The sequence below is a fragment of the Nereida ignava genome, assembly GCF_047114695.1.
GTDB classification, from domain to species: domain Bacteria; phylum Pseudomonadota; class Alphaproteobacteria; order Rhodobacterales; family Rhodobacteraceae; genus Nereida; species Nereida ignava.
On the sequence record NZ_CP112885.1, the window covers coordinates 732,273 to 743,627 of the forward strand.

General features: G+C 54.7%; 12 protein-coding genes. 3 read left to right on the top strand and 9 right to left on the bottom strand.

The window, feature by feature from the left end:
• Position 1: 1 nt before the first annotated feature.
• From mraY to OLX08_RS03565, 8 genes are all read right to left on the bottom strand, one after another.
• Positions 2–1,084 carry a phospho-N-acetylmuramoyl-pentapeptide-transferase gene (gene mraY / locus OLX08_RS03530; protein WP_391483165.1) on the bottom strand — a complete coding sequence of 361 codons (1,083 nt, stop codon included), beginning with the start codon at positions 1,082–1,084 and terminating at the stop codon, positions 2–4.
• Between the two features lie 30 nt (positions 1,085–1,114).
• Positions 1,115–2,557, bottom strand: coding sequence for a UDP-N-acetylmuramoyl-tripeptide--D-alanyl-D-alanine ligase (locus OLX08_RS03535; protein WP_391482547.1), 1,443 nt, complete (start codon positions 2,555–2,557; stop codon positions 1,115–1,117).
• 1 nt (position 2,558) lies between these two features.
• The gene (locus tag OLX08_RS03540) at positions 2,559–4,028 is read right to left on the bottom strand and encodes a UDP-N-acetylmuramoyl-L-alanyl-D-glutamate--2,6-diaminopimelate ligase (RefSeq protein ID WP_391482549.1); all 1,470 of its coding nucleotides are present in this window, start codon (positions 4,026–4,028) and stop codon (positions 2,559–2,561) included.
• 74 nt (positions 4,029–4,102) lie between these two features.
• Positions 4,103–5,896 (bottom strand): peptidoglycan D,D-transpeptidase FtsI family protein, encoded by a 1,794-nt coding sequence (locus OLX08_RS03545; protein ID WP_391482550.1) that lies wholly within the window; start codon positions 5,894–5,896, stop codon positions 4,103–4,105.
• Positions 5,893–6,246, bottom strand: a complete 354-nt coding sequence (locus OLX08_RS03550) for a cell division protein FtsL (RefSeq protein WP_048597854.1) — start codon at positions 6,244–6,246, stop codon at positions 5,893–5,895. Before OLX08_RS03550 ends, OLX08_RS03545 begins: the two co-directional genes overlap by 4 nt.
• Before the next feature lie 3 nt (positions 6,247–6,249).
• Entirely contained in the window at positions 6,250–7,239 is a 990-nt protein-coding gene (gene rsmH, locus OLX08_RS03555) for a 16S rRNA (cytosine(1402)-N(4))-methyltransferase RsmH (protein WP_391482552.1), read from the bottom strand.
• Between the two features lie 3 nt (positions 7,240–7,242).
• Positions 7,243–7,737: a division/cell wall cluster transcriptional repressor MraZ gene (gene mraZ, locus OLX08_RS03560; protein WP_048597852.1), complete on the bottom strand. Its 495-nt coding sequence runs from the start codon at positions 7,735–7,737 to the stop codon at positions 7,243–7,245.
• Positions 7,738–8,384: 647 nt separating this feature from the next.
• A complete protein-coding gene (locus OLX08_RS03565; RefSeq protein ID WP_391482554.1) occupies positions 8,385–9,479 on the bottom strand; it encodes an Mrp/NBP35 family ATP-binding protein in 1,095 nt (364 codons plus the stop codon).
• Between the two features lie 282 nt (positions 9,480–9,761).
• On the opposite strand from OLX08_RS03565, the gene OLX08_RS03570 reads away from it, so the two are divergent.
• Positions 9,762–9,980, top strand: coding sequence for a DUF1127 domain-containing protein (locus OLX08_RS03570; protein ID WP_391482556.1), 219 nt, complete (start codon positions 9,762–9,764; stop codon positions 9,978–9,980).
• A 49-nt stretch (positions 9,981–10,029) separates the two neighbouring features.
• Here the strand turns inward: OLX08_RS03570 and OLX08_RS03575 are convergent, their stop codons facing one another.
• Complete coding sequence (locus tag OLX08_RS03575; protein WP_391482557.1) at positions 10,030–10,155, bottom strand: hypothetical protein; 126 nt, start codon at positions 10,153–10,155, stop codon at positions 10,030–10,032.
• Here OLX08_RS03575 and OLX08_RS03580 point away from each other — a divergent pair.
• Together OLX08_RS03580 and OLX08_RS03585 are read left to right on the top strand one after the other, a co-directional pair.
• Positions 10,142–10,747 carry a LysE family translocator gene (locus OLX08_RS03580; protein WP_391482559.1) on the top strand — a complete coding sequence of 202 codons (606 nt, stop codon included), beginning with the start codon at positions 10,142–10,144 and terminating at the stop codon, positions 10,745–10,747. The two genes, OLX08_RS03575 and OLX08_RS03580, sit on opposite strands and share 14 nt — an antisense overlap.
• Before the next feature lie 9 nt (positions 10,748–10,756).
• Positions 10,757–11,353 (top strand): LysE family translocator, encoded by a 597-nt coding sequence (locus tag OLX08_RS03585; protein ID WP_391482560.1) that lies wholly within the window; start codon positions 10,757–10,759, stop codon positions 11,351–11,353.
• The last annotated feature ends 2 nt before the right edge of the window (positions 11,354–11,355 follow it).

Genomic DNA, 11,355 nt, shown 5'->3' on the forward strand with positions numbered 1-11,355 from the left:
CTTACCGTACTTTGAGCGTCGCCAGACCGATCATCGCGAGAATAAGTGAGATAATCCAGAACCGGATCACAATCTGTGGTTCGGCCCACCCTTTTTTCTCATAGTGGTGATGGATAGGCGCCATCAAGAAAACCCGTTTGCCGGTCCGCTTGAAATAAAGCACCTGAATGATCACCGAAAGCGCCTCAACCACGAACAGACCGCCTACAATACCAAGAACCAGCTCGTGCTTTGTGGCCACCGCAATCGCGCCGAGCGCGCCGCCAAGCGCAAGCGAACCTGTGTCCCCCATGAACACCGCCGCAGGAGGGGCATTGTACCAAAGAAAGCCAAGCCCGCCGCCAAACAACGCCGCACTAAAGATCAAAATTTCGCCGGTGCCCGGCACGTAATGCACATCAAGATACTCGGTGAAATCCACGCGACCCACCGCGTAGGCAATCACACCCAAAGTACCCGCAGCAATCATCACAGGCATGATCGCCAAACCGTCCAGACCGTCCGTCAGGTTCACCGCATTTGCGGACCCAACGATGACAATCATCGCAAATGGCACAAAGAAAAAGCCCATGTTAATCAGCGTGTCTTTGAAAATCGGCAGCGCCAGTTGATTGGCCAATTGGTCCGGATGCACCTGACTGGCCCAAAAGCCAGCAATACCCGCAATGACAAAGCCCAACAAAAGCCGCACGCGACCACTGACCCCGTCGGTATTTTGCTTTGAGACTTTGGCATAGTCATCCGCAAAGCCGATGGCCCCAAACGTCATTGTGACGAATAAAATCAGCCAGACGAAATGGTTGTCCCACCGCGCCCAAACCAGCGTTGAAAACAGGACAGCTGAAAGAATAAGCAAGCCCCCCATCGTGGGTGTGCCCGCCTTAACAAAGTGACCTTGTGGGCCGTCTTCGCGGATCGGCTGACCCTTGCCTTGTCTGCGGCGCAACACGTTGATGAGCGTCGGCCCAAACACAAATCCGAAAATCAACGCCGTTAGAAACGCCCCACCCGCGCGAAAAGTAATATAGCGAAAAAGGTTGAAAAAATCGCCCCCGTCAGAAAGCTCGGTCAGCCAATACAGCATTTTGTGGTCGTCCCCGTTCTTCATCAGGATTTAGGTGGTACTGGTAGTGCTTTGACCCAATTTACGCAAGGCATCAACGACCTGCGTGACACGGCTGCCCAATGAACCCTTGACCAAAACCACATCACCGGCATCGACGATATGGCTCACTTCGGCAGCAAGTTCCTGGGCCGTTTCGTACCACCGCCCGCGCTGTGGTGCCCCAAGCGCATCATAAAGCGCCTTCATGCGCGGTCCGACACAATGCACTTTGCTGACGGCGGCCAAATTTGGATCTTGGGCAACACTTGCGTGGATGGCCATTTCATCGCTACCTAACTCAAGCATATCGCCAAAGATTGCGATGCGTCTGCCTGAGCTGACCCGCCCAAGATTATCTTGCGGCTCTGCACTGCTTAGCACCGCCAAGGCCGCAGCAAGGGACGCAGGGTTGGCGTTATAGGCATCATCAATAACGTCGATCACAGCATCCGTATCAACAACATCAAGCACAATCCGCTCGCGCATGCCGCGTCCCGCAGGCGGCTGCCAGCGTGCCATATCAATCGCTGCACGGCCCAGATCGCCACCAAGCGCATCCACAACTGCCAATGCACCAAGCGCATTCATCGCAAAATGCGTGCCTGCGGACATCACTTTGAACAAAATGTCTTCTGTGCCTGTGTCTGTTTCAATGCGGGCTTCCACAATTGTTAGGTCATTCAAAACGCGGGCTGAACGCAATTGGTAAGCAGACGACATTTCACCAAAAAGCCGCATCTGGCAGCCTGATTTGAGCGCATGGTTTTGTAAAATTTCACTCGTCGCGATATCAGCGTTCAACACAGCAACACCGCCTGCCAGCAGCCCGTCAATGATTGAGGCCTTTTCACGCGCGATGCCTTCGATATTTTCAAAAGCCTCAAGATGCGCAGGTGCGACTGTTGTCACCATCGCCACATGGGGGCGGGTCAACTTGGATAGTGGCGCAATTTCACCGGGGTGGTTCATCCCCATTTCAATGACGGCAAACTGTGTATCCGCAGACATTCGCGCCAATGTAAGCGGCACGCCCCAGTGGTTGTTGTAACTGGCAACAGACGCATGGGTACGCCCTTGGGCAGACAACACATCGCGAAGCATTTCCTTGGTGGAGGTTTTACCAACACTGCCCGTGATACCAACAACTTTGGCATCGGTCCGTGCACGTGCTGCGACTGCCAAACGCTCAAGCGCGGCCAACACATCATCAACAATCAAAAGTGGGGCATCGCTTGGCACATCGTCAGGTACACGCGAAACCATGGCAGCACCCGCACCGGCCGCAAGGGCAGCTGCCACAAAATCATGCCCGTCGCGTACGTCTTTCAGAGCAACGAATAAATCGCCCGCCTCAATCGTGCGCGTGTCAATGCTAATGCCATCTACGGCCCAGCTTCCTTGGGCGACCCCGCCTGTGGCTTCAACCGCTTGTGCACTGGTCCATAAGCTCATCTCACATCATCCCGTCCAAAGCGGCCACTGAAATGCTGGCCTGTTCCACGTCGTCAAATGGTAAAACATCCGCACCAATGATTTGACCCGTCTCGTGACCTTTGCCTGCAATCAAAAGGGCGTCACCCTCTTCCAGCATATCGACTGCGCGCAAAATTGCCTCTGCCCTATCGGCCACATTAATCGCATCGGGACACCCTTCCATGACTGCTGCGCGGATCGCTGCAGGGTCTTCGGAGCGCGGGTTGTCATCAGTCACAATCACCACATCCGCCGCCGCGGCCGCAGCCGCACCCATCAACGGCCGTTTAGTAATATCACGGTCCCCGCCGGCGCCGATGACAGCAACCAGTTTGCCAATGATGTGCCCGCGTAGCGAGGCGATAGCCGATCGCACCGCATCAGGCGTATGCGCGTAATCTACGAAAACCGCCGCACCGTTTTGGCGGGTCGCGGCCAACTCCATGCGGCCGCGCACGGTTTTAAGATGCGCAAGACTGTCAAATACTTCATCCGCTGCACCGCCTGCGGCAATGACCATGCCTGCTGCAACAAGGGCGTTCTCTGCTTGAAACTGCCCCATGACGTTCAGGCGCAGCGTCCGCGCTTTACCTTGCCACGCGATCCGCAGTGTCTGGCCTGTGGCATCAAGACGGTGATCCAATATGCGCAGGTCTGCGTCCTCGGCCTTGCCCACGGTGATCACATTAAGGTCACGGGCAACGCAAAGCTGTTTAACGCGCGGCCCCATTGCATCGTCGATATTGATAACCGCCGTGCCGTCTTCGACCAGAACGCGCTCAAAAAGACCCATCTTGGCGGCGAAATACGCCTCGAACGTCTCATGGTAGTCCAGATGATCTTGGGTGAAGTTCGTAAAGCCCGCCACTTTGATATGGCACCCGTCCAGCCTGTGCTGATCCAGCCCGTGCGATGACGCCTCCATCGCCGCATATGTCACACCGTTCTGCGTAGCCTCAGCCAAAGCCGCGTGCAGCGTAATGGGATCTGGAGTCGTGTGCGCTAGCGGTGCGGTCCAGTGCCCCTCAACGCCGGTTGTTCCAAGGTTAACCGCAGGCTTGCTCATCTCTTCCCAAATCATCCGCACAAAAGTGGCAACAGATGTTTTGCCATTGGTGCCCGTCACCGCCACCATAGTCTCGGGCTGGGCGCCGAACCAAAGGGAGGTGGCGCGCGCAAACGTTTGGCGTGGCTCATCTGCTACGATCAGCACCGCATCAGAGGCGGCCAATTCTTCCTTGGCGATCTCGGCGCCCTTAGGGTCAGTCAAGATTGCCGCAGCCCCTTGGCGCAGCGCGTATTGAATAAAGCTGGCCCCATGAACTTGCGCACCTGCGAAAGCCGCAAACAAAAAGCCAGCCTCCACGACGCGGCTATCTAAAGCCACCCCTGTGATGGCAACGTCCCGTGCCGCCGTCAGCCCAAGTTGCGAAAGTGTTTTAGTCGTCATTTCTGCCAATGCTCCTCAAAAACACACCCAGTGATGTCCCGCCCTGACAGCCGCGCGCCGCTGCCGCGAAGGCCTTACTGTGAGGTCAGTGTTACACGCGCAAGGCTAGCAGGTTCAACAGTTGGGCGCAGGTCCAAAAGCGGTGCCACACGCCGGATCATTTCAGCGGTCACTGGTACCGCAGTCCATCCCGCCGAGCGACGCATCCGACCCAGCCCCATGATCTCGGGCTCATCCAATGTCACAATCAAAACGTACCTTGGATCATGGCTTGGGAACATTGTCGCAAAGGTCGCAATGACGCGGTCCTCATAATATCCGCCCGTTGGTTTTGGTTTATCTGCCGTACCTGTTTTACCGGCAACTGAATATCCTGGCACATCGCCAAAACTTGCGGTGCCATCAGTGACCACAGCGCGCAGCATTTTTTGCGCCTCGCGTGCCGCCTCGGGCGACATCACGCGGGGGCCAAGCGGCACTGTGCTGTCTTGTTTCAACAGTGTTGGCGTGACCGCCGTGCCACCATTCGCGATGGCCGCATAACCCGCAGCAAGCTGCATGGGTGAGGTAGACAAGCCGTGGCCATAACTGATGGTCACAGTGCTTAACTCGGTCCACTTGGGAGGCAGCAAAGGCGTGCCACGCTCAACAGTTTCAACGGGTGCGGCCTCAAAAAAGCCCAAAGATTTGAGGAACTCTTGCTGACGCTCTGCGCCGATCTCAAGCGCCAAACGTCCGGTGCCGCGGTTCGAAGACTTCACCATGATGTCCGACACGCTAAGTTTACCGTAGTTCTTGTTCTCAAACTCACCGATAGAACGCCTTCCAACACGCATCGGACCTTTTGTATCAATGATGGTCTCGGCATCAGCGATACCCAGATCAACAGCTTGTGCGGCTGTGAAAATCTTGAACGTCGAGCCAAGCTCGTACACACCCTGTAACGCGCGGTTAAAAAGTGGGCTGTCGCTTTGGTCTTTGTCTTTGTCAGCAACCGTCAAAGGACGCGGGCGGTTGTTGGGATCAAAATCAGGTAGGCTAACGACGCTGATCACCTCGCCGGTTTTTGCGTCCATCAACACCGATGACGCGCCTTTGGCGTTCATGATCTTCATACCGTTGAACAGCACTTCTTCGGATGCTGCCTGCACCGTCAGGTCAAGCGACAACTCAAGTGGCTCATTGGCTTTGGCAGGGTCGCGCAAACGGTCATCGAAGAACTTCTCAACCCCCGCAACGCCCAGTACTTCTGCACTACTTACGCCCTGCTCACCAAAACGCGTACCGCCCAAGATATGCGCCGCAATTGCGCCGTTGGGGTAAAGACGCATCTCACGCGGCCCGAACAACAACCCTGGGTCACCAATATCATGTGCGGCTTGCTTTTGCTCGGGACTAAGCCGTTTTTTAACCCATGCAAACTTGCGATTGCCGCCAAGTTCCTTGCGCAGTTTTTGCTCGTTCAGATCAGGAAATATCTCAAGCAATTTGGTAATTGTGCCGTCCTTATCAATCATCTGATGAGGATGTGCATACAGCGAATACGTGTCGTGATTTGTCGCCAAAATGCGGCCACGGCGGTCCAGAATGTCTGCGCGGTTTGATCGGATTTGCACATTCATCGCAGAGCTGCGCGGCTCTGCTACATCCGAGGCAGACAGCGTCGCCATCCGCCCACCCACAGCACCGAAGGCGGTCAAAAAGAACAACCCCAACACCACCAAACTGCCCTCAGCACGGCGGCGGGACTGATCGCGCATTTCTTCGTGACGCTTACGCTTGTTATCGCGTTCAATCGCATCAGGATTTTCGCCGCTTTCGCGGGCTTTCAAGATGCGAGCAAGGGGGCGAAGTGGCGTGCGGATCATTGTGCGTCCCCAAGTGTCGCGTTTGTATCAACGGCGCCCGTGATCAACCCAAGCGGCGCAATCACAGAAGGATAACTGATCTGGTCAACGCGGCCAAATTGCTGCGGCTCCATCGGCAAAAGACCCAGCAAATCAAAATTGATCTCGGCTAAATCGCGCAGCCGCTCAGGCCGGTTCAGATATGCCCACTCACCACGTAAAATGCCCAACGTATCGCGCGCCTCAGCGATGTCACGCTGTAGGACACGAACCTCTGCCAAGGCATCTTTCGTCCGATAATTTTCTTGGTAGGCCCAAAAAGCCAGCCCCATGACCGCAAGTGCCGCGCTGATATAAAGCAACGTGCGCATCGCTTAGCCCCTTCCCAACGTCGGCATGCCAATGTCGCGCGGCGCCAGTGTTTCGCCCGCCAGATCAGCCGGAGCATCACTACGAATTGCAACACGTAGCTTTGCACTGCGCGAGCGGGGGTTTTCCTCAAGTTCCTGCGCATCTGGCCCGATTGCTTTGCGAGACTTCAGAGCAAACGCAGGGATTTCTTGTTCAGCCTCCGGTGCATAACGGTTGGCATTACCCGTCGTGCCCGCACGCATTTGCAAAAAGCGTTTCACCATCCGGTCCTCGGTGGAGTGAAACGTGACCACCGCCAATTTACCACCGGGCTTCAACGCCCGCTCAGAAGCCATAAGACCTTGATAAAGCGCATCATACTCACCATTCACCGCAATGCGGATCGCTTGAAAGCTGCGAGTCGCAGGATGGCTTTGACCCGGTTTTGAGCGCGGCAGTTGACCTGCAATCAGGTCGGCAAGCTCAAGAGTTGTCGTAATAGGGGCCGCAGCGCGTGCCTTCACGATTGCCTTTGCGATCCGGCGAGAGGCGCGTTCTTCACCATATAGAAACAAAACATTCGCTATTTCAGCTTCGGACAATGTCGCGATCAGATCAGCCGCCGAAGGTCCATCTTGGGCCATCCGCATATCAAGGGGGCCGTCCTTCATGAACGAAAAGCCGCGCTCGGCTTGGTCAAGCTGCATCGAACTTACCCCAAGGTCCAAAACAATGCCGTCAAGATTTTCCGCATAAGTATCAAGTTTCGCGAAATTCCCAGCAACCAGCGTCACGCGATCATCGGCCCACGATTTTGCCATCTCAAGTGCTAGCGGATCTTGATCAACGCCAATCACCTGCTCTGCACCTGCTTCAAGGAGCCCGCGCGTATAGCCACCGGCCCCCAGTGTACCATCAAGCCAGACACCACCTACAGGCGCTACAGCCTCCAACAAAGGACGCAAAAGAACGGGAATATGCGGATCAGCGGACGGTGTAGAAGCGGCGCCCATTGATTATTCCTCATCCCCATCAAGATAAACTGACGGGTCCAAATCCGGATCGAAATCCTCGTCATCCAACGCGAGGTTATTCTCAGCTTCGAATGTCTCAGGCGTCCAAATTTCAAATGTATCGTTGTTGGCGATGAAGTAGGCCTCGTTCGTAATGCCCAGCTTTTCGCGCAGCTTGGGAGACAAAACGAACCGCCCCGTTTCATCAACGCTAAGCGTTACCGAGCGACCACTGTAAAGGCGCGACAAAGCATGACGCTTTTTGGACCCACGGGGCAATTTGCGAATTTTAGCATCAACTGAAGCCATGCCATCCACAGTGAACCCTTCAAGGAAGGCACGCCGGTCATCGCCATAAACTAGGACAAACTCTGGCAACTTGCCATTTTCCCACGCGGGATCACCTGCCTCCAAGACACGTCGAAAGGGCGCGGGAATTGAGACCCTGCCCTTCGCATCCACCTTCTGGTGGTATTCGCCTCTGAACGCACGGACCATCGAGGAACCGGCTCCTGTTGCTACCTTGCGACCTACGCACTGAAATGCGCGGCCCTTTAATTAAAAAGGCGGGTTGATCTGCTGCCACTGATCAACCCGCCTGTGCCCCTTTGCGGGGAAGTCCGACTGCGCGCGCCACCTGGGGGGATGTCTGCTCGCTCACGCGCCGGATCTCGTTGATCGAAGAAGTGAGGCCTGTATGAAACCTTTTCGGTCGCCGGGTGGGGTTCTTGAGACGCCCCTTAAATGTGTGCTCACCGCTTCGATAAACTTAGGAATACATGGGAATTTATGGGAAGCAACAACTTTTTTCGAGCTAAACGCCTTAAAAACTTAGTAAATCATGAAGCAAACTATACTTTACACCACCTTAATTACATCATCATGTAGTATCATGTAGCCATTAACACTAAATGTAGTAGTAGCGGTATTGTTCAAATAATTACCAAAAAATCCCAACTTTCATCACTTTAGCTAAAAAAAGCCGACCTATCCCACCTAATTTGAGCGATTATTTGATAAAATCTACGAGATACAAACACTAAACTACTGAACACTCCCATGATTTCCCACATATCATTATCACATGCAGCAAAAAAGGCGCCCCGAAGGAGCGCCTTGAACTTCAATACAATTGAGGTGTCTGTCTAAGCCATACCGCCTGCAACAAGGCGTTCAGCCAATTGAGCGTAGGCCTGCGCCATAGGGCTGTCACCAGCCGCGATGGGCGTACCAGCATCCCCGGCAAGCCGCGTATCCAGATCAAGCGGTAACGACCCAAGGAAAGGTGCGCCAATTTTCGCAGCCTCCGCCTCAACGCCCCCATGCCCGAACAGATGCGCCTCATGGCCACACTCGGGGCAGATATACGTGCTCATGTTCTCTATCAGGCCCAAAACCGGTGTGCGCAGATTATCAAACATATCAAGCGCGCGTCGTGCATCCAAAAGCGCCACATCTTGCGGGGTACTAACTACGATTGCCCCTGTCACTGCCGCGCGCTGGCAAAGCGTAAGCTGCACATCACCCGTGCCTGGCGGAAGATCAACGATCAGAACGTCAAGCTTGCCCCACTCAACCTGCCCCAACATTTGTTGGAGTGCGCCCATTAGCATTGGCCCCCGCCACACAACCGCTTTGTCGGGGTCAAGCATCAGACCGATGGACATCATTGTTACGCCGTGGGCCTGCAGAGGAATGATTGTTTTGCCATCTGGGCTGGCAGGACGTTTTGAAACACCCAACATACGCGGCTGACTGGGACCATAAATATCTGCATCAAGCAGCCCAACTCTACGTCCCTGCTTGGCCAAAGCGACTGCCAGATTTGACGATACTGTCGATTTGCCAACCCCGCCTTTGCCCGACCCAATCGCCAAGATACGGTCAACGCCGGAGACAGGCTTGGGACCGCCCTCTTGCTTTGTCGGGTGTCCGCCAATCTTCAGGCTGGGAGGCGCGGAAGGTGCAGCTTGTGGTTTGGCTGCGGGCGTAGATGGCCCGTGGGCTGTCAGCACGGCACTCACAGTACTTATACCAGCAACTTTACCAACCACCGCCTCAGCCGCACGGCGCACACCATCCATGCGCGCAGCAGCTTCGGGATCGGGGGCTTCGATTACGAACCGAACGGTGCCGCCCTCAACACTTAAAGCGCGGATCATATCGCGCGACACCAAATCGCCCCCATCAGGCAGCGTAAGAGATGACAGGGCTTTTAGGACTTCTTCTTTACTGGACATCAGTGGACCTTCCTTTGGCATCGGCTCATTGCGTATTCCCTTCGGCAAATAACCCGTTCTGTACAGATCACAAGCCACATCCACCGCCCCATTACCGCCGATTTTCAGCTAGCGCTAACGGTACACGGCAAAAGACCTGTGACGAAGCGTTGCAAAAGACGCATAGCTGCAATGCAGCATTGTGCGTTGTGCGGACGCAGCATGGTCCGTATCTAGGGTGCAAGACATTCGAAGCATGGCTCGGCGGACAAGACGCCGGCAAAACTTACAAGGACAAAAGCAATGGCTTTTACAGTTAGCACACCATCGATCTTCCGCCCAACTTTCGCAGACATCCTGCGCGCAAAATTCGACGACGTAAAAACAGCGATCGCTCAGCGCCGCATGTACAAAGCAACCTTCAACGAGCTTGCGGTACTTTCAAACCGCGAGTTGGCAGACCTCGGAATTTTCCGTTGCGACATCAAACGCATCGCTCTTGAGGCTGCATACGGCGCCTAAGCGCTGATACGAGATCAGGACGCCCTTTCCTCCTCCCGGGGTTGTTCTGTTAAAAGGCGGCGATACCATCCTCCCTGGTATCGCCGCTATTTTTTTGCCTGATTTTTTTTGTCGGTGGTTTTGCCATTTCCTTCTGACGCTCCGTCGCTAATGTGCCGCGAATGTATAGTTTCATTCTGCCTTTCCTGGCCTTCGCCTTCGTCAGCTCCGCCACCCCCGGCCCCAACAACGTGATGCTGTTAGCGTCTGGTGCAAACTTTGGTTTTCGGCGAACGCTTCCGCATATGCTGGGCATTTCAATTGGGCACTCTTTTCAAGTGGCGCTGATCGGGCTTGGGCTTTTGCAGTTGTTCAACGCATATCCTGCCAGTTTCATCGTGATGAAAGTTCTCAGCGCCGCGTATCTTTTGTACCTAGCTTATAAAATCGCAAATGCCGCCCCACCGGCGGACGCGAAGCCTGACAGCAAACCTTTTACATTCTTACAAGCGGCGGCCTTTCAATGGGTCAATCCCAAGGCGCTGTTCATGGCCATTACGGCGCAATCACAATACGCACAGCCCGAACTTGGCATCTGGGGACCCATCGCAATTGCCTTATTGTTTATGGCCGCAAATTTTCCTGCCGTATCCATTTGGGGGTATATGGGTGTGCAAATCAAATCCCTACTGAGCACGCCAAGACGCTTGCGGGTTTTCAATTACGCTATGGCAGGCATTTTGATCACCACGCTCTATCCGATGCTCACAGCTGATTTCACCCTCTAGGTTTAAGCGATGCTTTGGCTTTTGATCACCTATGCTGTCGCCAGCACAATCACGCCCGGCCCAAACAACCTGATGCTCTTTGCATCGGGGGCCAATTTTGGCCTTCGCCGGAGCATAAGGCACATCTTTGGTATCAGCCTGGGTCATATCATTATGATTGGCGGTTTGGGTCTTGGGCTTGCACAAATCTTCGCGGTAATGCCTGCGGCACATACGGTGCTCAAAATCTGTTCCGCAATTTATATGACGTATTTGGCATATAAAATCGCAACTGCTGCACCCCCAAGCGGCGTGGCAAGCACCGCTACCCCGATGACGTTATGGCAGGCTGCTGCCTTTCAGTGGGTAAACCCCAAAGCGTGGGCAATGCATCTCAACGCACTGACACTTTTCGCCCCACCAGAAGCTGGCTGGCTTGGGTTCCTCACAGTGATCATCGTTATTCCGCTGATCAACACGCCATGTGTCACCGTCTGGGCCGTGCTTGGCTCAAAAACGAAACGCTGGCTCAATGCGCCACGCAGATTGCGGGCATTCAACATCACCATGGCACTTATGCTGATCGCCTCGATCTTACCTATTTTGCGCGCAGGTGTGCCGGTTTAGCC

Excerpts from the sequence above, each read along its gene's own strand:
- mraZ (WP_048597852.1), bottom strand. The coding sequence starts at position 7,737 with ATGGTCCGTGCGTTCAGAGGCGAATACCACCAGAAGGTGGATGCGAAG.
- mraY (WP_391483165.1), bottom strand. The coding sequence starts at position 1,084 with ATGCTGTATTGGCTGACCGAGCTTTCTGACGGGGGCGATTTTTTCAAC.
- OLX08_RS03575 (WP_391482557.1), bottom strand. The coding sequence starts at position 10,155 with ATGAAACTATACATTCGCGGCACATTAGCGACGGAGCGTCAGAAGGAA.
- OLX08_RS03585 (WP_391482560.1), top strand. The coding sequence starts at position 10,757 with ATGCTTTGGCTTTTGATCACCTATGCTGTCGCCAGCACAATCACGCCC.
- rsmH (WP_391482552.1), bottom strand. The coding sequence starts at position 7,239 with ATGGGCGCCGCTTCTACACCGTCCGCTGATCCGCATATTCCCGTTCTT.
- OLX08_RS03580 (WP_391482559.1), top strand. The coding sequence starts at position 10,142 with ATGTATAGTTTCATTCTGCCTTTCCTGGCCTTCGCCTTCGTCAGCTCC.
- OLX08_RS03550 (WP_048597854.1), bottom strand. The coding sequence starts at position 6,246 with ATGCGCACGTTGCTTTATATCAGCGCGGCACTTGCGGTCATGGGGCTG.
- OLX08_RS03545 (WP_391482550.1), bottom strand. The coding sequence starts at position 5,896 with ATGATCCGCACGCCACTTCGCCCCCTTGCTCGCATCTTGAAAGCCCGC.
- OLX08_RS03535 (WP_391482547.1), bottom strand. The coding sequence starts at position 2,557 with ATGAGCTTATGGACCAGTGCACAAGCGGTTGAAGCCACAGGCGGGGTC.
- OLX08_RS03540 (WP_391482549.1), bottom strand. The coding sequence starts at position 4,028 with ATGACGACTAAAACACTTTCGCAACTTGGGCTGACGGCGGCACGGGAC.
- OLX08_RS03570 (WP_391482556.1), top strand. The coding sequence starts at position 9,762 with ATGGCTTTTACAGTTAGCACACCATCGATCTTCCGCCCAACTTTCGCA.
- OLX08_RS03565 (WP_391482554.1), bottom strand. The coding sequence starts at position 9,479 with ATGTCCAGTAAAGAAGAAGTCCTAAAAGCCCTGTCATCTCTTACGCTG.